The following is a 22,774-nucleotide window of genomic DNA, read 5'->3' on the forward strand; positions in this document are numbered from 1 at the left end:
GGGTGGACACGGGCGGCCGGCCCCTCGGCCGGGTGGCACTCCCGTGTCCGACCACCCCGATCCACCGGGAGGCAGCAGTGAGGACAGCGACACTGGGACCCGCCGAGCGCACCGCCGCGCTCGCCGCCATGGCCGAGCGCGAACTGGACGTGCTGGTCGTGGGGGCGGGCGTCGTCGGCGCGGGTACGGCGCTGGACGCCGCCACCAGAGGGCTCTCGACCGGCCTGGTCGAGGAGCGCGACTGGGCGTCCGGCACATCCAGCAGGTCGAGCAAGCTGATCCACGGGGGGCTGCGCTATCTGGAGATGCTGGACTTCGCCCTGGTGCGCGAGGCGCTGAAGGAGCGCGGGCTCCTCCTGGAGCGGCTCGCACCGCACCTGGTGAAGCCGGTGCCCTTCCTCTACCCGTTGCAGCACAAGGGCTGGGAGCGGTTCTACGCCGGCTCCGGCGTCGCGCTGTACGACGCGATGTCGGTCTCCTCGGGACACGGCCGGGGCTTGCCCGTCCACCGCCACCTCACCCGCAAGCGCGCCCTGCGCGTCGCCCCCGCGCTGAAGAAGGACGCCTTGGTCGGCGCCTTGCAGTATTACGACGCCCAGATGGACGACGCCCGCTTCGTCACCGAGCTCGTCCGCACCGCCGCCTCCTACGGGGCCCAGGTCGCCAACCGGGCCCGGGTGATCGGCTTCCTCCGCGAGGGCGAGCGGGTGGTGGGCGCCCGGGTGCGGGACGTCGAGGGCGGCATGGAGTACGAGGTCCGCGCCAAGCAGGTCGTCAACGCGACCGGCGTGTGGACGGACGACACCCAGGGGCTCATCAACGAGCGCGGACAGTTCCACGTCCGGGCCTCCAAGGGCATCCACCTGGTCGTTCCCAAGGACCGCATCCACTCCTCCACCGGCCTCATCCTGCGCACCGAGAAGTCCGTGCTCTTCGTGATCCCCTGGGGCAGGCACTGGATCATCGGCACCACGGACACCGACTGGGACCTGGACAAGGCCCACCCGGCCGCCTCCAGCGCCGATATCGACTATCTGCTCGAACACGTCAACTCCGTCCTCAACACCCCGCTGACCAGGGACGACGTCCAAGGTGTCTATGCCGGGCTGCGCCCGCTGCTGGCCGGTGAGTCGGACGCGACGAGCAAGCTGTCGCGCGAGCACACCGTCGCCCATCCCGCCCCCGGCCTCGTCGTCGTGGCGGGCGGCAAGTACACGACGTACCGGGTCATGGCCAAGGACGCGGTGGACGAGGCGGTGCACGGACTCGACCAGCGGGTCGCCGCCTGCGTCACCGAGGACACCCCGCTGCTGGGCGCCGAGGGGTACAAGGCCCTGTGGAACGCGCGGGCCAGGATCGCGGCCCGCACCGGCCTCCACGTCGTCCGGGTGGAGCACCTGCTCAACCGGTACGGCTCAATGACGGAAGAAATTCTGGAACTGATCCTGGCCGACCCCACCCTGGGCGAACCGCTGCCCGCCGCCGACGACTATCTCCGCGCCGAGATCGTCTACGCCGCCTCCCACGAGGGCGCCCGGCACCTGGACGACGTCCTCACCCGGCGCACCCGGATCTCCATCGAGACCTTCGACCGGGGCACCCGCAGCGCCCGCCTCTGCGCGGAGCTGATGGCGCCGGTGCTCGGCTGGGACGAGGGACAGGTCGACCGGGAGGTGGAGCACTACGAGAAGCGGGTGGAGGCCGAGCGCGAGTCGCAGCGCCAGCCCGACGACCTCACCGCGGACGCGGCGCGGCTCGGCGCGCCGGACATCCTGCCGATCTAGGGGGTGCCTTGTCGATCAGGCGGGCCCCCGTGGGCCGGGCGCCGGCCGGGGCCCGGCCGGCCCGCGTTCACCCGGGCGGCCACCGCCCTTCGGCTCCGGGCCAGTTGGGCGGAGTGTTCCGGGTTCCGCCGCGGTGGACGCTTGGCCGGTGCTGGACGGGGAGGCCTGGTTGGTAGGAGGCTGTGGGAGATTCCCTCTTCGGGCCGTATCGCGGCATCGCGGCGGACCCCCGGACCCGGCACCAGGACCGGTCCCGGGGTGAGGGACAATGAACGCTCTGCCAGGGCGGGTTGATCGCAGAGGGGACGCATGTCGGAGGCGGAGCAGGCACGGGAGCCCCAACGGGACAAGAACGGTCGTCTCCTCGCGGGGCGGTACCGGCTCGGGGGAGTGCTCGGCCGGGGCGGCATGGGTACGGTCTGGCGCGCCGACGACGAGACGCTCGGCCGCACGGTGGCGGTGAAGGAACTGCGGTTCCCGGGCGCCATCGACGAGGACGAGAAGCGCCGGCTGATCACGCGCACGCTGCGTGAGGCGAAGGCGATCGCACGGATCCGCAACAACGGCGCGGTGACCGTCTACGACGTGGTCGACGAGGACGACCGCCCGTGGATCGTGATGGAGCTGATCGAGGGCAAGTCGCTCGCCGAAGCGATCCGCGAGGACGGCACCCTGACGCCCCGGCGGGCCGCCGAGGTCGGGCTCGCCATCCTCGACGTGCTGCGATCGGCGCACCGCGAGGGCATCCTGCACCGCGATGTGAAGCCGTCCAACGTGCTGATCGCCGAGGACGGCCGCGTCGTGCTCACCGACTTCGGCATCGCCCAGGTGGAGGGCGACCCCTCGGTCACCTCCACCGGCATGCTCGTCGGCGCCCCCTCGTACATCTCGCCGGAGCGGGCCCGAGGCCACAAGCCCGGACCGCCCGCCGACCTGTGGTCGCTCGGCGGACTGCTGTACGCGAGCGTCGAGGGCTGCCCGCCGTACGACAAGGGGTCGGCCATCGCCACCCTGACGGCCGTGATGACCGAGCCGCTGGACCCGCCGAAGAACGCGGGACCGCTGACCGAGGTCATCTACGGGCTGCTGGCCCGCGACCCCGACCAGCGCCTCGACGACGCCGGGGCGCGGGCGCTGCTCAACAAGGTGATCAACGCTCCCGCCGTTCCGCCCGCCGACTCCACCCAGGTCATGGCCCTGCCGACGGTCCCCGACGCCGAACTCGGCGCCGGTAAGGCCTCGAAGGGCCCCAAGCTGACGAAGCAGACGGGTGCGTCGGGCGAGACCGGCGAGGGCACGCGCGACCGGCTGCGCGGAGCGCTGCGTTCCGTACGCGGTGCGAAGGCGGCCTCCGGGGCCGCGGCGGGCGCGGCCGGTGCGGCGGCGGTCTCCGCCTCCCCGGCCGCCGCATCCCCGGCGACCGGCTCACCGGTCGCCCCGCCCAAGCCCGGCACGCCGGGCACGTCCGGGGCCTCCGACGCTTCCGGTGCCTCCGGCGTCTCCAGTGGGAAGGCCGCCACGGCCTCGCCGTCCGGGCCGGCGGTCGCCACCGCCCTGGCCACCGGCCCGAAGTCCGCCGCGAAGCCGGCCGGTGCCGGGGCCGCCTCTGGCGCGGCCGTACCCCCGCAGCGCCCGCCGACCTCACCGGCCACCACCCACGCGTCGATCACCGATGTCGTGCCGCGCCGCACGCTCGTGATCATCGCGGCCGTCGTCGCGCTGGCGATCCTCGGCACCGTGCTGGCCCTGACCCTGGGCGGCGGTGACGACAAGGGCAACGCCGGTGAGGGCAAGGGCGACAAGGGGGCCACCGCCGGAGCCGCGGCAGGCGGGTCCGAGGGCGACGACAAGGGCGCCGGTTCGGAGGGCGGCCAGAAGGAGAGCCAGGGCACCGAGGAGGGCAAGGCACCCGACGACCCGGCGGGGGGCGACCCGAAGACGGACGACCCCGCGGGCGAGGACCCGGAGACGGATGGCCCCGGGGACGCGCTGCCCGCCGGGTACAGGACGGTTCCCGACGACCGGTTCCACTTCAGCATGGCGATGCCGGACAGCTTCAAGCGCACGGCCATAGCGGGCACCAACTCCGGCGGCATCTACAACGCCGAGCGCGGCAGCTTCCCCCGGGTCCAGGTCGACTTCAGCAGCTCGCCCAAGGACGACGCGGCCGCCGCCTGGCGCGGGGCCGTCGCCAGCGCCAAGGTCCTCAGCGACAACTACAAGCACGTGAGCATAGAGAAGGTCGAGTACAACGGGTATCCGACCGTCGCCGACTGGACGTTCGAGCGCAGCCACAACGGCGTCCGGGTCCGGGTGCTCAACCGCGGCTTCAAGGTCGACGCCGGACGCGGCTACTCGATCATGATCAGCTGCAAGGTGGACGAGTGGGACGGCGACGAGTGCCGCACGCTGCGTGAGACGGCGTTCGCCACCTTCACGCCCACGAAGTAGCCGCCGGGGGACGGTTCGGGGCCGGTCGCGAGGCGTATTGGGTGGGCCGGGTTGGTGCGACCCGGCCCGTTGGCCCGCGTTGCCACGTATCGTAAGACGACGGAGACCGTACGCAGCCGGAACAGTGGGTCAATTGCCCGCCGAATGAACACAACTGACTGATTCGCACGGTTCGATGGCCGGGGGAACAGCGCGCTCTGGGGAGGCGTCGTGGACGACTACGCGGGTCGGGTGCTTGCCGACCGCTACCGCCTTCCGTTGCCCCCGTCCGACGGGTTCGAGCTGGTCGAGACCCGGGCGTTCGACACCTACAGCGGCCAGGAAGTCTTCGTCCGCCAGGTGCCGTTGCCGGAGATCGTGGACGCCGAGGTGCTGGACGCCGACGGCCGGTCGTCGGCGGGCGGCCGCACCACCGGTCGGGCGGTGCGCCGCAGCACGGACCCCGCGGTCCGCCGGGCGATCGAGGCCGCGCAGGCCGCCGCCCAGGTGCCCGACCACCCCCGGCTGGACCAGGTCTTCGACGTGTTCGCGGAGGCCGGTTCGCTCTGGATAGTCAGCGAGCTCGTCGCGGCCCGCCCGCTCGCCGCACTCCTCGCCGAACGCCCGCTGAACCCTTACCGGGCCGCCGAGATCGGCTCCGACGTGCTCACCGCCCTGCGGGTGCTCCACGCGCACGGCTGGACCCACCGCAACATCACCGCCCGCACGGTCCTGGTCTGTGACGACGGCCGCGTGATGCTCACCGGCCTCGCGGCGGGCGCCGCCGAGGAGGCCCTCTGCGGGTACGCCCCCGAGCCGCTGCCCGACGACGAGCCGGGGGTGGAGACGTACGGGGAGCGGTCGGACTCCTACGGCGGGCGGGCGGAGACGTCCGGGGCGCAGGGGGCGTACGAGGCGCCGGGGGGTTATGAGGCGTCCGGGATCGGCGCGGCCGACGACACCCTCGGGATACCGGTCGTCGAGGCGGTCGAGACCGATGAGCCGGGCGAGCTGCCGGACCGGCGGCCCGGCGCGCCGGAGGGCCACGGCGCCTACTCGCTGCCGCCGGCCAGGGCCCACGACAGCCAGGAACTCCCGCTCGTACCACCGTATGTACGGGCGCAGCCGCCGCAGGACGACGCGTACCGGCCGGAGGGCGGCGAGGAGCGGGCGGGCTGGGCGCCCGAGGAGCCTGAGGCTTCTTGGGTTCCGGGGGTCCGTGAGGGCCGTGAAGCCCGGGAGGTCCGTGGGGGCCGTGAAGCCCGGGAGGTCCGTGGGGGCCGTGAGGCGCCCGGGGTGGAGGAGGCGTACGGGGCGCCCGGCGGACGGGAGTTCGCACCTGGCACGTCAGGCGGTGAGGGGTTCGCCCCGGGAGCGTCCGGCGGCCAGGACCGCACACCGGGCACGTCCGGCGGCCAGGACTACGCCCCGGGCACGTCCGGCGGCCAGGAGCTTGTTCCCCGGCCTGCCACGCCCGCCGTGCCCTACACCGCTGCCCCCAGGCCCCCCGCCGAGCCGGGAGCCGGGAGTGCCGCTCAGTTGCGGGCTGCCCGTGCCGGGGCGATCGCCGCCTACCGGGCCGGTGCGCGCGCTGCCGCCCGGGTCACCGAGGACCGCCAGCAGGCGGCCGGGAGCGCCCCCGCCGATCTCTCGAAGGGGCCGCAGGGCCCGCAGCAGGATGCGACGGGCATCGTGCCCGTCCAGCGGCCTGAGCCCGGCACCGCTGAGCCCGGCACCGCTGAGCCCGGCACCGCTGAGCCCGGCACGGCTCAGCCGGGCCCCCACGACAACACCCCCACCGGCAACGCCTCCGGAATCGCCGCTTCCGGAACCGCCGCCCCGGATGCCGGCACCCCCGGAACAACCGCCTCCGACACCGACGCCCCCGGCCCCTCCACCCCGGACTCCATCGCCCCCACCGGCCCCCCGGCCCCTCGTCTCACCGGCCCCTGGGGCAGTCCGCCCGAGGGTCCCTACGACGACGAGGACGACGAGGACGACGAGGAAGGGCCCCGGCCGCCCGGGCGGCGCGTCCATCTCGCCGGCACCTGGGACGACGGGCCCGGGGCCGGGCGCCCCGTGCCCGCGGGCGGCTCCGGTCAGGACGCGCTGCGGGCCGACTCCCGCCGGCCCGGGCAGGCGGCCATCGCCCCCGCCACCCGCCTCCCCGCCGAGCGGGCCCCCTCCAGCACCTGGGAGGAGGCCGTCGCGGGCAGCCGTGCGGCCGCCGTCTACCGGGGCCCCACCACCCCGCTCGCCGCCGAGCGCGCCCGGCAGGCGAGGATCGCCGTCGTCGGACCCGTCACCGAGCGCTGGGCGCCCGAGCAGGCCGGTCCTGTCCACGACAACTGGCAGCTCGCGCCGCCCATCGGGCCCTCCACCGACCTGTGGGCGCTCGGCGCGCTGCTCTACCGCGCGGTCCAGGGGCACGCCCCCTACCCCGAGGAGAGCGCGGCCGAGCTGGTGCAGATGGTCTGCGCCGAGCCGCCCGCCTTCGCCGAGGAGTGCGGCGCGCTGCGGCCCGTCGTCGAGTCGCTGCTGCGCCAGGACCCTACCGAGCGGCCGGACTTCGAGGAGCTGCGCGGCTGGCTGCGCTCCCTCGTGCGGTCCGCCCCCGAGCCCGAGGCCGGCGCCGACGTCGTCCCGCTGCCCGCGCCCGACGCCACCCGGCTCCCCGTCGTACGCCGCCGGGGCGAGCTGGTCCGCAGGCGCCGGGGCCGGTTCGGCGGCGGCTCCGCGCACGGCCGCCACCGGCAGGGCAAGCGGCAGCGGCAGCAGCTGGAGAAGCAGCGCGCCGCCGAACGCCATGACCTGCGGCAGCCGCCCCCGCGCCATGAGTCGCTGCTGCCCCCCGGTCCCGACCAGGACCGCGGCCACCCCGTCGACGCCTGGGAGCCCCGCCCGTCCCGCGCACCCCGCGAGCCCAAGGGCCCCAAGGTGCTGCGCGAGCCCGCCCGGCCGCGCGGGGGAGGCTCGCCGCGCAAACTCGGCCGGCTGATCCTCATCCTGATCCTGCTGCTGATGGCCGCGGCGATCGCATACGCCTTCATGTTCATGCCGAAGCAGGAGCCGGGCGGCGAGACCGGCGCGACGGGCCGGCCCACGAACTCCGCACCGCCGCCCCCCGCCGCCTCCGGCTCGCCCGCTCCCTCCGACGGCGCGAGCACCGACCCCGGCTCCCAGCAGCCGCAGACCAGCCGCTCCGCCGTCGCGCTCGCCCCCGGCTACGCGCTCCGCAAGGACGCGGAGGGCTTCGAGGTCGGCGTACCGAAGGACTGGCAGCGCAGCCCCGCCAACGCGGACCGTCAGATCCGTTACGGCAGCGACGGCTTCACCCTCCTCGTGGTGCCCGGCCGGGACACCGTGAAGACGGCGGGCGGCGACCCGCTGGACTACCAGCGCGACAAGGAGCCCGAACTCCAGCCGTTCCGGGACTCCGGCTGGTCCACCTCGTCCGGTCTGCGCCGGGTCGACGTGGGCCGGCAGGCCATGGCCGAGGGGCAGTTCACCTGGCTGGAGAGCGGCGGCCGTGAGGTGTTCGCCCGCAACCTCGCGATGATCGTCAACGGCCGCTACCACATCGTCCAGGTCATCGGCCCGGTGAACGACCGCGACAAGGTCACCGAGATCTACCAGCAGGCCATCGCCTCCTACCGCGTCACCCCCTGATCCCCTGTCATCGGGCCTGTCGGGCCCGGTCGTTGTGCGATGCCGACAACCATCACAGTGCGGTCTCGTGGGCGATCCCCCGTTCCGCCCCGCCGTCCGCGCTCCGTAATCTGGCTAGCTGAGGAACGGGGGCGGGGACACACGTGGATCGATCACAGGGCACGGCTGCGGGACTGGTGCTGGCGGGACGGTACCGGCTGGGCGAGGTGCTGGGCCGCGGGGGCATGGGCAAGGTGTGGCGCGCCCACGACGAGGTGCTGCACCGCACGGTCGCCGTCAAGGAGTTGACCGCCGGGCTGTACGTCGCCGAGGCAGACCGCCTCGTGCTGCACGCCCGCACCCAGAAGGAGGCGCGCGCCGCCGCCCGCATCACGCACCCGGCGTCGTCACCGTCCACGACGTCATCGAGTACGACAAGCGCCCGTGGATCGTCATGCAGTACGTCGACGGGCCCTCGCTCGCCGACGAGGCCAAGGAGAAGGGCGACATCGCCCCGCGCGAGGCCGCCCGGATCGGTCTCCACGTCCTGAGCGCCCTGCGCGCCGCCCACACCGCCGGGGTGCTGCACCGCGACGTCAAGCCGGGCAACGTCCTGCTGGCCCGCGACGGGCAGGTGCTCCTCACCGACTTCGGGATCGCCGCGATCGAGGGCGATTCCACGATCACCCGGACCGGTGAACTGGTCGGCTCCATCGACTATCTGGCGCCCGAACGGGTGCGCGGCGGCGACCCCGGCCCCGCCTCCGACCTCTGGTCCCTGGGCGCGACGCTCTACACGGCGGTGGAGGGGCGCTCGCCGTTCCGCCGCACGTCCCCGATCTCCACCATGCAGGCCGTCGTCACCGACGAACCGCCCGCCCCCGTCAACGCCGGTCCCCTCGGGCCCGTCATCACCGCGCTGCTCCGCAAGGACCCGGCCGACCGGCCCACGGCCGCCGACACCGAGCAGATGCTGCTGGACGCCATGGAGGGCCGGGAGCCGCGGTCGGCGCAGGCGCACGTGCCGACCCAGCGCGTCGCGGAGGAGGGGAGGTTCGCGTACGCGGGCGCGGACGGCTCCACGGCTCGGCTCCCCGGAACGGCCCCCTCCACCCCGGCTCCCACCGCCCCCGTGACCGGCCGCACCTCCGCCCCCGTCACCCGGCGAGCGGGCTCGGGACGCTGGCGTACGGTCCTCGTCGTGGTCGTCGCGGCGGCGGTCCTCGGGGGCGCGGCCGGGCTGGCCGCGATGAAGTACGGGCAGGGCGCGTCGGCCGAAGGCCGTACGGCCAGGCCCACCACCCCCTCCGCCCCGCAGACCACCCCGGCACCCTCCGACACCGCGCCCGCCCAGGGGACACCGGAGATACCCGACGGCTGGCACCGGGTCGACGACCCCGCGGGCTTCAGCCTCGTCGTCCCGAAGGAGTGGACGCGCCAGGTGAACGCCGGGCAGATCGACTACACCCCGGACGACGGGGCCCACCGCATCCGGATCAGCGTCGACCCCGACCCGGACTTCGACCATCCGTATCTGCACATGCGGAACATGGAGGAGCAGCTGGCCGACCGGCTGCCGGGCTACCAGCGGATCAGGCTGGAGAAGAACACCTTCCGCGACCGGCCGGGATCGCTCTGGGAGTTCACCTGGCACGAGACCAAGGACCACGCGGGGTCCCGGCACGGGATCGACCAGATGTACTACGGCGGTCCCGGCGGCCCCGAGTACGCCCTGTACCTGACCGCCCCGCAGGAGGGCTGGGAGGCCAGCCGCGAGAAGTTCGACATCATGTTGCGCAGCTGGCGGGCGCCGGGCGCGCGGAACTGAGCGACGGCGGGATCTCCCGCACGTCACGGACACCCGGCCATCTCCACGTGACGGCCGTCGGACACTCCGTACGCCACGGCTCTGCACCCCGCTGACCGGCCTCGGCGGTGCCCGCCGGGCCGTGCGCCCCGGAACGGGGACAAGGTCCTCGCCGGGGTCACCGACGGGCTGAAGATTCATGATTCCTGAGCGCGGCGGGTGCGACGAGGGTGGCTGGACTGCCGCATAGCCACTGATCAGCGGTTATGTCGCCAGCGATCACTGGCTCGGTCGCGGTGGTGGCTCCGGGTGGGTGGCGGGTCCTGTGAAAAACTGTTACCGACGGGTACCCAAAGGGTGCGGCTGGACATACTCTCGGCCTCATGACGGACTCGCAGGCCCCTGACGCCCCTCTCGGTACGAACCCCGTCGCGGTCGCCCCCGCAGGCGTGCGCACGGCCGCCGATGTGGTCACCCCCGAGGTGATCGCCCAGCTGGTCCGCGGCGTCATCGGATCGGGCCGTACGGCCAACCACTCGCCGTTCACCGGCGAGAAGCTGGCCGACCTGCCCGAGTCCACGCCGGAGGACGTCGCCACCGCCTTCGACCGGGCCCGCGCCGCCCAGCCCGCCTGGGCCGCCACCCCCGTACGGCAGCGGGCCGCGATCCTGCTGCGCTTCCACGACCTGGTCCTCAGCCGCCAGTCCGAGGTCCTCGACCTCATCCAGCTGGAGACCGGCAAGGCCCGCCTGCACGCCCACGAGGAGGTGCAGTCGGTCGCCGTCGCCGCCCGCCACTACGGCCGCCGGGCCGCCGCCTACCTGAAGCCGCGCCGCCACACCGGTGTCGTCCCGACCCTCACCAAGGTCACCGAGCTGCGCCAGCCGCGCGGGGTCATCGGCCAGATCGCCCCCTGGAACTACCCCTTCGAGCTGTCGGTGGGCGACGCGCTGCCCGCCTTCGTCTCCGGCAACGCCGTCGTGATGAAGCCCGACACGGAGACCGCGCTCACCGCCCTGTGGGCCCGTGACCTGCTCATCGAGGCCGGGCTGCCCGCCGAGGTCTTCCAGGTCGTGCTGGGCGAGGGACCCGTCGTCGGCCCCGAGGTCGTCAGCCGCGCCGACTACGTCTCCTTCACCGGCTCCACCCGCACCGGCCGCGAGGTCGCCGTCGGCGCCGCCTCCCGGCTGGTCGGGGTGTCCCTGGAGCTGGGCGGCAAGAACGCCATGCTCGTCCTGAAGGACGCCGACGTGGAGAAGGCGTCGGCGGGCGCCGTCCGGGCCTGCTTCTCCTCCGCCGGACAGCTCTGCATCTCCATCGAGAGGCTGTACGTCCACGAGTCGATCGCCGACGACTTCGTGGAGCGGTTCGCCACCCGGACGAAGGCCATGCGGCTCGGCACCTCCCTCGCGTACGGCGCCGACATGGGCTCCCTCGTGGGGGAGCGCCAGCTGGAGACGGTCAGCCGCCATGTCGCCGAGGCCGTCGAGAAGGGCGCCACACTCGTCGCGGGCGGGGTCGCGCGCCCCGACATCGGCCCGCTCTTCTACGAGCCGACCATCCTGGACGGTGTCGAGGCACCGATGGCCGTCTGCACCGAGGAGACCTTCGGCCCGGTCGTCTCCGTCTACCGCTTCAGCGACGAGGACGAGGTGATCGCGCTGGCCAACGCCACCCCGTACGGCCTCAACTCCAGCGTCTGGACCACCGACTCCAAGCGCGGCCACGAGGTCGCCGCGCGGCTGCGGACCGGCACCGTCAACATCAACGAGGGGTACGCCCCCGCCTACGGCAGCGTCCAGTCACCGATGGGCGGCATGAAGGACTCCGGTCTCGGCCGGCGGCACGGGTCCGAGGGCATCCTCAAGTACACCGAGGCCCAGACCGTCGCCCAGCAGCGGCTGATCCCGCTCGCCCCGTCCTTCGGCATGGACGACGAGAAGTACGCCGCGTTCATGACCCGCAGCCTCAAGGCGATGAAGGCGTTCCGGCTGCGCTGAGAGCCCGCTGGAAGCCGGCCGAGAACCCGCTGAGACGTCGTAACCCTGCCCTTTCCGTACCGAGGAGCGCCATGTCCCAGGACAGCCCTGCCCAGAAACAGCCCGTGAGCCATGTCCCGGCCGAGGACGACGCCGCGTACGACTACGACGTCCTGGTCGTCGGCTCGGGCTTCGGGGGCGCGGTCTCGGCGCTCCGGCTGACGGAGAAGGGGTACCGCGTCGGCATCCTGGAGGCGGGCCGCCGCTTCACCCCCGGCACGCTCCCCAAGACCTCCTGGGACCTGAAGAACTACCTCTGGGCCCCCGCGCTCGGCCTCTTCGGCATCCAGCGCGTCCACCTCCTCGGCAACGTCATGGTGCTGGCGGGCGCCGGGGTCGGCGGCGGCTCGCTCAACTACGCCAACACGCTGTACGTGCCGCCCGCGCCGTTCTTCGAGGACCGCCAGTGGGCCGCGATCACCGACTGGCAGGACGAGCTGAAGCCGTACTACGACCAGGCCCGCCGGATGCTCGGGGTCCGCCTCAACCCGACCATGACCCCCTCCGACATCCACCTCAAGGCCGCCGCCGAGGCGATGGGCGTCGGCGACACCTTCCACCTGGCCCCGGTCGGCGTCTTCTTCGGCGACGGCAAGGACGCCGACGGCACGGCCAAGGCCAAGCCCGGCGGCACCGTCCCCGACCCGTACTTCGGCGGCGCCGGACCCGCCCGCAAGGCGTGCACCGAGTGCGGCGAGTGCATGACGGGGTGCCGCCACGGCGCGAAGAACACCCTCAACGAGAACTACCTCCACCTCGCCGAGAGGGCCGGAGCGGTCATCCACCCGATGACCTCCGTCGTCGCCGTCACCGACGACCCCGAGGGCGGCTACCGGGTCCTCACCGTCCCCACCGACCGCCGCCGCAAGGCGAAGCCCACCCGGCTGCGCGCCCGCAAGGTGGTCGTCGCGGCGGGCACGTACGGCACCCAGACCCTGCTGCACACCATGAGGGACCGCGGCCTGCTGCCCCGGCTCTCGACCCGGCTCGGCGAGCTGACCCGTACCAACTCCGAGGCGCTGGTGGGTTCCCAGACCAGCGACCGCCGCTACCGCAAGAAGCACGGCATCGCCAAGGCCGACTTCTCGCAGGGCGTCGCGATCACCTCCTCCATCCACCCGGACGACAACACCCACATCGAGCCGGTGCGTTACGGCAAGGGCTCCAACGCCATGGGCGCGATGTCGATCCTCCAGGTGCCCTACGGGACCCGCCGGGTGCGCGGCTGGCTCGCCAACATGGTCAAGCACCCCACCCTCGCCGTCCGTTCGCTCTCCAACCACCACTGGTCCGAGCGCACGATCATCGGGCTCGTCATGCAGTCGCTGGACAACTCGCTGACGACGTACCGCAAACCGGGCGGCATCGGCAAAGGCCTGCTCACCGCCCGGCAGGGCCACGGCGCGCCCAACCCGGCCCAGATCCCCGAGGCCACCCGCGGCGCCACGCTCCTCGCCGAGGAGATCAACGGCTTCGCCGGCTCCAACGTCGGCGAGCTGATGGGCACCCCGCTCACCGCCCACTTCCTCGGCGGCTGCCCGATCGGCGCGAGCGCCGAGGAGGGCGTCATCGACCCGTACCACCGCCTGTACGGCCACCCCGGCATCAGCGTCGTCGACGGCTCGGCGGTCTCCGCCAACCTGGGCGTCAACCCCTCGCTGACCATCACCGCCCAGGCCGAGCGCGCGATGTCCTTCTGGCCCAACAAGGGCGAGGCGGACCCGCGACCGGAGCCGGGCGCGGCCTACGAACGCCTGGCCCCCGTGGAGCCGTTGGCGCCGACCGTGCCCGAGGAGGCGTTCGCGGCGCTGAAGCTGCCGTTCCTGGGCATGCCCGTCGTACCGCCGAAGGGGACGGTGGAGGCCGGGGCCGAGGTGAGGGGCGTCGGGAACACCCCCGTACCCAATCCGTGACCGGATCTTCGGCTGCTCCCCGGAGAGCCGTGCGGCCGACCCCGTACGCTGCGGGGTCGAAAGCCTGACCGCCTCGCAGCTCTTGGGGCGGTCGCACAGCTCCTGCCGAGTACCAGAGGTCCGCGATGACACGCTTCTGCCCGCGAACCGCGCCGCTCCGCAGGGCCGGTGGCCTCGCCGCCGCCGCCCTGCTGCTCGCCGCCGGTCCGCTCACCGTGGCCGCCGCCGCCCCGGCCCGCGCCGCCGACCCGGTGTACGCCCTGGGTGGCCCGGCCGAGACGGCCCTGCACCCGTACGCGGAGGGCGGCGGGGAGCCCAAGCGGTCGACGGCCGGGATCACGGTGACGCGTGCGGCCGATGAGGTGTACGAGGGTGAGTTCACCGTCACCTTCGACCTGACCGGGATCGCGGGTGTCGCCGATGCGGCCTTCGACGCGCGGGCCGGAGTGGAGTGCGCGCCCGCCGGCCCCCGGACCACGGTCTGCACGGGCCACGGCATATCGCCCGGCCCCTCCACCGTCACCGACCTCCTCCTGAGCGCCGCGGCGGGCAGCGGTCAGGGTGCGTCCGGCACGGTCAGGGTCACCGGCGAGGCCGGGGGCGCGGCCTTCACCCCCTACACCACCAAGGTCACCGTCGGCGGCCCCGACCTCGTGATGCACAAGCTCCCCTTCGACCACGAGCCCACCCCCGGCCGGAAACAGCAGGCGCCGATCACCTTCACCAACAGGGGCAGCCGCGACGCCGACGGGGTCGTGCTCACCCTGCGGTACTCACGCGGCCTGGACATCCCGCAGCGCTACTCCAACTGCGCCTACACGGCGGACGCCACCTGGACCACGGCCCGCTGCTCCGTCCCGGGCGTCTTCGAGGCGGGCGCGACCTACACCCTGGCGGCCCCGCTGACCCTTCAGGCCACGGCCCGGGCCTACCGCGACATCTTCGTCTACGGCATCCACGAGGCGGGTACGGCCCGGCGCGCCGCCGCCGCTGCCGCGCCCACCACCGAGCGCGGGCCGGGCGCGGTGCTCAGGGCCGTACCCGTGAAACAGCGCCCGTCCGCGCGGTCCGTGGACCTCGAACCGGGCGACAACGAGCAGGAGGCGGACTTCCGTACGGCGAACACGGCCGACTTCATCGCGTACGGGGACGAGGCGTCCGGGCCCGCCGGTGCCACGGTCACCGCGCGCCTCGGCTTCCGCAACGACGGCCCGGCCTGGATCGGATACCTCCGCTCCGGCGAGACCGTGGCCGCCGTCGACTTCACCGTTCCGCAGGGGGCGACGGTGACCTCCGCGCCGAAGGGGTGCCGGGGCGTGACCGCCGAGGGAGCCTATCGGGAGGACCGCCAGGCGCCCGCGCCGCGCTACGTCTGCCCGACCCCGGCGACCGTCCGCGAGGGCGGCGGCCTGGACCTCTCCTTCGGGCTGCGGATCGACAAGGTGCTGAGCGGCGCGGCCGGGAGCGTCACGGTGCGGGGCCCCGGCCTCCGGGCGCCGGGGCTGCCCTTCGACCCCAAGCCGGGCAACAACACGGCCCGGGTGGTGCTGAACGGGGGGAGCGGCAGCGGCCTGACGCCGTCACCGTCTCCCGCTCCGCCGACGAAGGGCGGGCCGGGTGCGGGTGCCGGCACGGCTCCTTCCGCCACGGCCACCCCGGGAGCGGGCGGCACGGGCGCGCCTGTGACCACCGGGAACGACGGCGGCACCCTGGCCTCCACCGGAGCGTCGGCCGTCCTGACGGCGGCGGCGATGGCGGTCGCGGCACTGACGGCGGGACTGGCGCTGTTCCTGGCGGCCGGGCGGCGGAGGTCCTGAACCGGGCCGGGCGGTGCGTCCTTCCTGGGGGAGGGGAGGGGGGAACGCCTCCACCTCGTTCGACTGTCCCGATGCGACCGACCCGGGCGTCCCCGGGTACGGCCGCACATGGGGTGACCGGGCTGCTGTCCCCTGCGGACCGGTCACGTGCGCCGGGAAGTGGTCCCACGACGTACCTGCAGTACGTCACACGTCCCGGCGGAGCCACGCGTGGTTCTCTACCGATGCCGCCCCTGGTTGGCACGGACACCGGGACCAACGAAGGCACGCCGGTCCCGGTCACGCGCCGTACGGGTGAGACGGGCACCGAACGCAGATACGGTGCTGCGGTCGCCGTCCCGCGGGTCACACCCGGCCGCGGCACAGCTCCAGCAGGGTCATCGCCAGAGCGGTGCCGGGCTTGCCCAGCGCGTCCCTGTAGTGGCCGAGCACGGCCGTCTCACGGGAGAGGTTGACCCGGCGGCCGCCGGAGGTGATCCGGGCCTCCTGGATGACCGCCGAGACGGCCATCCGTTCCTGGACGAGGCCGATGATCCGGTCGTCGAGGGCGTCGACGCGCTCGCGGGCACCGCCGATCAGGGCGGCGGCCTCGTCGGTGCGCGCGCCGGTCTCCTCGGCGGGGGTGGTGCTGGTGGTGGTGCTCATGATGGTGACTCCTGGTGGGCCGGAGGCCACCCGGGGCGATGGGCCCGGACACGCAGAACGCCCCGGGCCTGGTGGCCCGGGGCGCCTGGAACGTTGCTTGTCAGTAGCTCAAGCAGCACGACCGTGGCAGCCGGCGGGCCGGATGCCATAGGTAAAGACGAAGGTCGTGTGCTGACGCATGGGGACAGTATGGCCCGCCCGGCCGGGCCCACCAAGCCGGGGCCCGGATCGTGAGACAGGAGAGCGCCGCCCCCTGGCGTCACCGGCCCGGCGGAGGGTGTGCGCACGGCCGGTAGAATCGGAAGAACCGACCCCCTTCACCACCGCCGGAAGGCCGCCCCGTGCCAGCAGCACCCCCCGCCGCCCCCGACACCACGGCCGACGTGGTCCTCGTTGTGGACTTCGGCGCGCAGTACGCCCAGCTCATCGCCCGCCGTGTCCGTGAGGCCCGGGTCTACAGCGAGATCGTCCCGTCCACCATGCCGGTGGCCGAGATGCTGGCCAAGAACCCCCGCGCGATCATCCTCTCCGGCGGCCCGTCGTCGGTCTACGCGGAGGGCGCGCCGTCCCTGGACCGCTCGCTCTTCGAGGCCGGGGTGCCGGTCTTCGGCATGTGCTACGGCTTCCAGCTGATGGCGACCACGCTCGGCGGCACGGTCGACGACAACGGGGCGCGTGAGTACGGCCGCACCCCGCTGCACGTCACGAAGGCGGGTTCGACGCTCTTCGAGGGCACGCCCACCGAGCAGCCGGTGTGGATGTCGCACGGCGACGCCTGCTCGGCGGCGCCCGAGGGCTTCACCGTCACGGCCTCCACGGACGTGGTCCCGGTCGCGGCGTTCGAGAACGACGAGAAGAAGCTCTACGGCGTCCAGTACCACCCGGAGGTCATGCACTCGACCCACGGGCAGCAGGTCCTGGAGCACTTCCTCTACCGCGGCGCGGGCATCGAGCCGAACTGGACCACCACCAACGTGGTCGAGGAGCAGATCGCCCTCATCCGCGAGCAGGTCGGCGACAAGCGCGCCATCTGCGGCCTCTCCGGCGGTGTGGACTCCGCGGTCGCGGCAGCCCTGGTCCAGAAGGCCATCGGCTCCCAGCTGACCTGTGTGTACGTCGACCACGGTCTGATGCGCAAGGGCGAGACCGAGCAGGTCGAGAAGGACTTCGTGGCCGCGACCGGCGCGAAGCTGAAGGTGGTCGACGCGGAGAAGCGCTTCCTCGACGCCCTGGCCGGGGTCTCCGACCCGGAGCAGAAGCGGAAGATCATCGGCCGCGAGTTCATCCGGGTCTTCGAGCAGGCCCAGCTGGAGATCCTCCAGGAGGACGGACCCGAGGTCGCCTTCCTGGTCCAGGGCACGCTCTACCCGGACGTGGTGGAGTCCGGCGGCGGCACCGGCACCGCCAACATCAAGTCCCACCACAACGTGGGCGGTCTCCCCGACGACATCGAGTTCCAGCTCGTGGAGCCGCTGCGCCAGCTGTTCAAGGACGAGGTCCGGATGGTCGGCCAGGAGCTGGGCCTCCCCGAGGAGATCGTCCAGCGCCAGCCGTTCCCCGGCCCCGGCCTCGGCATCCGCATCGTCGGCGAGGTCACCAAGGACCGCCTGGACCTCCTTCGGGACGCCGACGCCATCGCCCGCGAGGAGCTGACGGCGGCCGGCCTGGACCGCGACATCTGGCAGTGCCCGGTGGTCCTCCTCGCCGACGTCCGCTCGGTCGGCGTCCAGGGCGACGGCCGCACCTACGGCCACCCGATCGTGCTGCGCCCGGTCTCCTCCGAGGACGCCATGACGGCCGACTGGTCCCGCCTGCCGTACGAGACGCTGGCGAAGATCTCCACCCGCATCACCAACGAGGTCGCCGACGTCAACCGAGTCGTCCTCGACGTGACGAGCAAGCCGCCGGGGACGATCGAGTGGGAGTGACTGCCCGGGTTCGCGTGAACCCCTAGGGCCCCATGGCCAACGCTGATGCCGTCGCTCATTCGTCCGGGCGGCGGCATCGCCGTATCCGGCGCAGAGCCGAGCCGGGGCCCGACAGCGCGCCCATGGAGACGTCGCACGAGCCACCCGCGACCGACCGCCGCCCGGCTCCCCCGCCCGGAGGACCTCGACCGGCTTCAACCAGCGTCGTCCGTAGCCGCACCCCTTCCCCCTCACTCCACCCGCCGGTAACTTCCGATCCCGTACGTTCCCGGGAAAGTGAGGAGCCGCCATGTCCGAGCCGCCTGCCGTGCCCGCCCCCGCGCCCATCCCCGTGGAGCAGCTGCACTTCGCCATGCCGCCCGTGCACGTGTCGCCGGACGAGGAGCGGGCGTACCGGAGGCAGCGGCTGGCGGGGGCGTTGCGGTTGTTCGGGGAGTACGGGTTCGAGGACGGGGTCTCCGGGCATGTCACCGTGCGCGATCCGGAGCTGGACGACTGCTACTGGGTCAATCCGTTCGGGGCGCCCTTCGCCGACATCGCGCCGCAGGACCTGATCCTCGTCAACGGGGACGGGCAGGTCGTGCGGGGGCGCTTCCACGTCAACCAGGCCGCCTTCGCCGTGCACGCGGCCGTGCACCGGGCCCGGCCGGGGGCCGTCGCCGTCGCGCACACCCACTCCGTGCACGGGCGGGCGCTGGCCGCGCTGGGGGAGCTGATCGAGCCGATCACCCAGGAGGCCTGTGCGTTCTACGAGGACCATGCGCTCTACGACGCGTACACCGGGGTCGTCGTGGACGAGGCGGAGGGGCGGCGGATCGCCGAGGTGCTCGGGGAGCGCAAAGCCGTCATCCTGCGCAACCACGGGCTCCTGACCGTGGGGGACTCGGTCGACGCGGCCGCCTGGTGGTTCCTGACGATGGAGCGCGCCTGCCGGGTGCAGCTGCTGGCGCGGGCCGCCGGGAAGCCCGTGCTGATCGACCACCGGGACGCCGTCACCACCCGTGAGCAGCTCGGCAGCGACCTGGTGGCGTGGATCAACTACCAGCCCCTGTGGCAGCGGATCAGTCGAACGTTCTGACGGTATGCGTTCGTGTCCGACCCGATGCGGGGGACGCCCGTCCCGTACGGCACAATTCGCTGGTATCACAGGTGAGTTGGCTGTACCGGGGCGGGAAAGGGTGTAAATCTCCGTGGCGTTGGACGAGGCGAGAGTGGGCGGCACGCACGGCGGAGGGTGTACGTGCGGGGACTGCCCGCACGGCGCACGTGAGGGGCACCGGCGCGCGGTCGCCGCGTTCCTGGCCAAGCGGGACGAACTGGCCGCCGGGAACGGCCTGCCCGCCGGGGTCGCCCAGTCCGCCTCCGCCTCCCGTCAGTGGGTCTCCGACGAGCTGACCGAGTCCGCCCGGACCGTCGCCGACCGGGGCCGGGCCGCCGGGGACGTCTGGCTCCACCATGTGTGGCGGGGCACCCTGTTCGTGGTGTGGGGCGCGGTGATCGCCCTCCTCGTCGGTGCGAGCCTCACCGCGATCGGTCCGGGCTGGACCACCGCCCGCACCGCCGCCCTGGCCGCCGCTGTCGTCACCGCCTCCCTGCTGACCGTCGCAGCCCGCTTCCACCGCGCCCGGGGCGGCCTCCTCGCCCCGCTGATCGGGGAGGACAACCGGCTCTCCACCTCCCGGGCCGTCGCCGCCGCCTGGGTCCTGCTCGCCGTCTTCGCCGTGCTCGTCCTCGCCCTCCAGCTGGCGGGCGCCTCGGACCCGGACGACCGGGACGCGCTGCTCGAGGGACTCGACCTGGTGCGGTCCGCCGGGATGGTGGCCGTGCTCGCGCTGGTGTGCGCGGTCGCCGTCGTCGTACGCCGCGTGGTGACCGTACGGGTGCTGGGCCAGCGGCTCCAGAAGCTGCGCGCGGACCGGCCGCGCGCGGCCGATCTGCTCACCGACGACTCCGGGCGCGGCTCGTTCACCGATGTGCAGTACGTGCTGGTCAGCGCCGTCGCCGTGCTGTTCGCCGCCGTCCGTCTGGCCCGCCGCCCCGAGCAGCTGCCCGACCTGCCGTGGGGCCTCGCCCTGCTGGTGGTGGTCTCGGCGGCGACGTACTTCGCCGGGAAGTACGCGGAGGGCGGCCGCCCCGTCGTGCTGTCCGTCGTACGGACCCGGGAGGCCGGGGACCTGGACGCCCCGATCCGGACCGGCGACGACATCGAGATCCGGGGCGCGGGCTTCGTACCGCCCGGCGCCGGCAGCCCTGACCGGTTGGCCCGGCTCGTCGTACGGATCGGCACGGTCCACGTCCACGTACCGCTGATCCCGGTCGCCGGAGGCTTCGCCAACCCGACCGACACCGTCCTCACCGTCCCCGTGCCGGTCGAGGTCGAGCCGGGGACCGTCGACGTCCAGGTCGTCACGGCCGCCGGCGTGGAGACCAACCGCTGTCCGATCGATGTGACGGACTGACCCGCCCTCCCCGAATTCTGCCACCGATCGCTCCGCAGCCCTGGTGAGCGGCGCCGTACAGGCGTACGTATGGTCAGGTGACGGATCTTCGGGAAGCGGGGCAGTGGTGATGAACGGTTACGGCGGCGGTTCGTACGGTCTGGACGAGCGGAAGGGGCTGCGTGAGCGGGCGGGTGAGTACGCCCTGCTGCCGCTGCGGCTCTTCCTCGGCGTCACCTTCGTCTACGCCGGTCTCGACAAGCTGACGGACAGCGGGTTCCTCTCCGCCACCGGCCCCGGCTCCATCGGCGAGATGATGCGCGGGGTCCGCGACTCCTCCGCGATCCCCGCCCTCGTCGACCTGGCGCTCAAGAGCCCCGAAGGGTTCGGTTACGCCATCGCCATCGGCGAACTCCTCGTCGGCCTCGGCACCCTGGTCGGCCTCTGGGTCCGGCTCGCCGCGCTCGGCGGCGCGCTGATCTCCCTGAGCCTCTGGCTGACGGTGAGCTGGCAGGCCACCCCGTACTACTACGGCAACGACCTGCCCTACTTGATGGCGTGGCTGCCCCTGGTGCTCGCGGGCGCCTCGATGTTCTCCCTGGACGCCTTCCTCGCCTCCCGGCGCCGCCGCAGCATGTAGGCGGTCCAGGTCGCCGTGGTGGCCAGCCACAGGCCGCCGACGAACACCGCCAGGAAGAAGGCCCACGGCACCTCCCACACACCGGCCGCGTCCGCCGCGTACCCCCCGGCGAGGGCCAGCATCGCCAGACCCGCCACCGCCCGTCCGGGCCGGAACTCATGACGCAGCACGGCTGACCTCCACCTGTCCGACCCCGACTTCCACTTCCAGCTCGATCGTCCCGGCCGGCTCGCTGCCCTCGGGCGGCGGCAGCGTACGCCGCGTCGACTGGTCGCTGTTGATGCGGACCTGGACCCGCTGCCCCTCCTCCAGCCGGATCTCCCCGAGACCCACCTCGGCCCGCGCCTTCACCGTCACACCGTTCGGGACGACGACGGCCGCCCGCCCCGCCCCGACCTCCAGCCGGGTGCGCAGGGTCCCGCCCGGAGGGACCACCACGCCGGACAGGTCCAGCCGGGCATCGCCGCTGCCCAGCTCGTACCGCTGCTGTACGGCGGCGACCCCGGCCGGACGCCACTCCTGGCGGGCCCAGTCCGTGCTGATCTCCTTCGGCAGCATCGTCGCGCCCGCCAGCAGGACCGCCGTGATCATCGCCGCCGTCACCGTGCCGAACCCGGTCCGCCCCAGCGCCGAGGAGACCAGCAGACCGAGCCCGAAGACCGCGAGCGCGGCGACCAGACCGATCTGCAACGCCGTCCCCAGCGGGTGGTGCTCCCAGCTCAGCCCGGTGCCCAGGCCGCCCGCCACCAGCGCGGTCAGGAAGACCAGGCCGCCGATCGACCGCGGTCCCGGCGGGGCGGGCGCCGGAGCCGGCGGCCGGAACGGCGCGGCCGGGCTGGGCCGCCCGGCCCGCACCTCGGCCTGCGCCGAGCCCACATCGGTGTCCGGGGGACCCCACAGATAGCCCGGGCCGACCGGCCCCGTCGTACCGTCCTTCACGATCGGGTCCCGCCACCACGACGGACCGCCCGGCGTCGGCGGCGCCTTCACCTCCGGCGGGGGCGTGCCGAGGCCACCGGCGTGCGGGTGGGCCGGGGCGGCGGGGGTGCCCGGCGGGGCCGCCGGGTCCTCCGGCGCCGACGTCCTGCGGGACTGCGTCCACACCGAGCAGCCGACGACGGCCACCGTGAGCAGCGCCGCGAACGCCAGCATGCCCCGGTTGCCCAGCATCGACAGGAAGAGCCCGCAGCCGATCAGCGCCAGCAGCAGCGCCACCAGCGACGCCCCGTCGACCCGGCCCGACAGCAGCCGGCGCGCCTCGTTCTCCTCCTCGCCCTCCAGGGGCAGCAGGAGCCAGGCGAAGCCGTAGAAGATCAGGCCGATCCCGCCGGTCGCCGAGAGGACGCCGAGCACGATCCGGAAGATCACCGGGTCCACGTCGCAGTACCGGCCGAGCCCGCCGCAGACCCCGGCCACCATCTTCTGCCGCGGGCTGCGCCGCAGCTGCGGCTTCGGCGCGTCGGGGGGTGCGACGCCGGGGGAGGCGTCCGAAGGAGCGGTCATACCTCCATGGTGACGGCCCGCACCCGCTGGTGGGAGCCGCGCCGACCCTGGCCGGTCCCTGATTTTGCGCCGGGGGTCCCGCAGGGGGAGCGCCGTGAGGATCAGCCCCTGGGGGTGGGGCTGGCATCAGGGTCGATCAGGGGGTCTACCCTGATGCCTCCCGCCCCCGCCGCGTGTGACGA

The 22,774-nt window shown here is 73.5% G+C and carries 13 protein-coding genes and 1 pseudogene; 11 read left to right on the forward strand and 3 right to left on the reverse strand.

Going from position 1 to position 22,774, the window contains the following annotated elements; translation table 11 throughout:
• Positions 1-77 precede the first annotated feature (77 nt).
• The 7 genes and pseudogenes from D6270_RS21070 to D6270_RS21100 all read left to right on the forward strand — a co-directional run bounded on the left by D6270_RS21070 (position 78) and on the right by D6270_RS21100 (position 15,438).
• A complete protein-coding gene (locus D6270_RS21070; protein ID WP_109164055.1) occupies positions 78-1,784 on the forward strand; it encodes a glycerol-3-phosphate dehydrogenase/oxidase in 1,707 nt (568 codons plus the stop codon).
• Positions 1,785-2,093: 309 nt separating this feature from the next.
• Positions 2,094-4,235 (forward strand): serine/threonine-protein kinase, encoded by a 2,142-nt coding sequence (locus D6270_RS21075; protein ID WP_109164054.1) that lies wholly within the window; start codon positions 2,094-2,096, stop codon positions 4,233-4,235.
• Between the two features lie 210 nt (positions 4,236-4,445).
• Positions 4,446-7,883 (forward strand): serine/threonine kinase C-terminal domain-containing protein, encoded by a 3,438-nt coding sequence (locus D6270_RS21080; protein WP_109164053.1) that lies wholly within the window; start codon positions 4,446-4,448, stop codon positions 7,881-7,883.
• A 143-nt stretch (positions 7,884-8,026) separates the two neighbouring features.
• A pseudogene (locus tag D6270_RS21085) lies at positions 8,027-9,690 on the forward strand (protein kinase domain-containing protein).
• A gap of 362 nt (positions 9,691-10,052) precedes the next feature.
• Complete coding sequence (locus D6270_RS21090) at positions 10,053-11,669, forward strand: succinic semialdehyde dehydrogenase (RefSeq protein ID WP_109164051.1); 1,617 nt, start codon at positions 10,053-10,055, stop codon at positions 11,667-11,669.
• 71 nt (positions 11,670-11,740) lie between these two features.
• A complete protein-coding gene (locus D6270_RS21095) occupies positions 11,741-13,621 on the forward strand; it encodes a GMC oxidoreductase (RefSeq protein ID WP_109164050.1) in 1,881 nt (626 codons plus the stop codon).
• Positions 13,622-13,746: 125 nt separating this feature from the next.
• Complete coding sequence (locus D6270_RS21100) at positions 13,747-15,438, forward strand: peptidase (RefSeq protein ID WP_109164049.1); 1,692 nt, start codon at positions 13,747-13,749, stop codon at positions 15,436-15,438.
• Positions 15,439-15,783: 345 nt separating this feature from the next.
• Here the strand turns inward: D6270_RS21100 and D6270_RS21105 are convergent, their stop codons facing one another.
• The gene (locus D6270_RS21105) at positions 15,784-16,083 is read right to left on the reverse strand and encodes a chorismate mutase (protein ID WP_202417978.1); all 300 of its coding nucleotides are present in this window, start codon (positions 16,081-16,083) and stop codon (positions 15,784-15,786) included.
• Positions 16,084-16,424: 341 nt separating this feature from the next.
• Between D6270_RS21105 and guaA the strand changes: the two genes are divergently transcribed.
• The 4 genes from guaA to D6270_RS21125 all read left to right on the forward strand — a co-directional run bounded on the left by guaA (position 16,425) and on the right by D6270_RS21125 (position 21,089).
• Positions 16,425-18,011 (forward strand): glutamine-hydrolyzing GMP synthase, encoded by a 1,587-nt coding sequence (gene guaA, locus D6270_RS21110; RefSeq protein WP_109164048.1) that lies wholly within the window; start codon positions 16,425-16,427, stop codon positions 18,009-18,011.
• 289 nt (positions 18,012-18,300) lie between these two features.
• A complete protein-coding gene (locus D6270_RS21115; RefSeq protein WP_109164047.1) occupies positions 18,301-19,089 on the forward strand; it encodes a class II aldolase/adducin family protein in 789 nt (262 codons plus the stop codon).
• Positions 19,090-19,201: 112 nt separating this feature from the next.
• Positions 19,202-20,470 (forward strand): hypothetical protein, encoded by a 1,269-nt coding sequence (locus tag D6270_RS21120; protein WP_109164046.1) that lies wholly within the window; start codon positions 19,202-19,204, stop codon positions 20,468-20,470.
• Positions 20,471-20,579: 109 nt separating this feature from the next.
• The gene (locus D6270_RS21125) at positions 20,580-21,089 is read left to right on the forward strand and encodes a DoxX family protein (protein WP_109167335.1); all 510 of its coding nucleotides are present in this window, start codon (positions 20,580-20,582) and stop codon (positions 21,087-21,089) included.
• Here D6270_RS21125 and D6270_RS21130 read toward each other — a convergent pair.
• Both D6270_RS21130 and D6270_RS21135 read right to left on the reverse strand, forming a co-directional pair.
• Positions 20,996-21,259, reverse strand: coding sequence for a hypothetical protein (locus D6270_RS21130; RefSeq protein ID WP_109164045.1), 264 nt, complete (start codon positions 21,257-21,259; stop codon positions 20,996-20,998). The two genes, D6270_RS21125 and D6270_RS21130, sit on opposite strands and share 94 nt — an antisense overlap.
• On the reverse strand, positions 21,246-22,592 hold the full coding sequence (locus D6270_RS21135; protein WP_109164044.1) for a PspC domain-containing protein: 1,347 nt from the start codon (positions 22,590-22,592) through the stop codon (positions 21,246-21,248). Before D6270_RS21135 ends, D6270_RS21130 begins: the two co-directional genes overlap by 14 nt.
• Positions 22,593-22,774: the final 182 nt, after the last annotated feature.

Source organism: Streptomyces griseus subsp. griseus (assembly GCF_003610995.1).
Taxonomy (GTDB): Bacteria; Actinomycetota; Actinomycetes; order Streptomycetales; family Streptomycetaceae; genus Streptomyces.

What these genes read in the sequence shown, in the direction of transcription:
- D6270_RS21075 (WP_109164054.1), top strand. Translation starts at nt 2,094, where the DNA reads ATGTCGGAGGCGGAGCAGGCACGGGAGCCCCAACGGGACAAGAACGGT.
- D6270_RS21090 (WP_109164051.1), top strand. Translation starts at nt 10,053, where the DNA reads ATGACGGACTCGCAGGCCCCTGACGCCCCTCTCGGTACGAACCCCGTC.
- D6270_RS21095 (WP_109164050.1), top strand. Translation starts at nt 11,741, where the DNA reads ATGTCCCAGGACAGCCCTGCCCAGAAACAGCCCGTGAGCCATGTCCCG.
- D6270_RS21135 (WP_109164044.1), bottom strand. Translation starts at nt 22,592, where the DNA reads ATGACCGCTCCTTCGGACGCCTCCCCCGGCGTCGCACCCCCCGACGCG.
- D6270_RS21115 (WP_109164047.1), top strand. Translation starts at nt 18,301, where the DNA reads ATGTCCGAGCCGCCTGCCGTGCCCGCCCCCGCGCCCATCCCCGTGGAG.
- D6270_RS21125 (WP_109167335.1), top strand. Translation starts at nt 20,580, where the DNA reads ATGAACGGTTACGGCGGCGGTTCGTACGGTCTGGACGAGCGGAAGGGG.
- D6270_RS21105 (WP_202417978.1), bottom strand. Translation starts at nt 16,083, where the DNA reads ATGAGCACCACCACCAGCACCACCCCCGCCGAGGAGACCGGCGCGCGC.
- D6270_RS21100 (WP_109164049.1), top strand. Translation starts at nt 13,747, where the DNA reads ATGACACGCTTCTGCCCGCGAACCGCGCCGCTCCGCAGGGCCGGTGGC.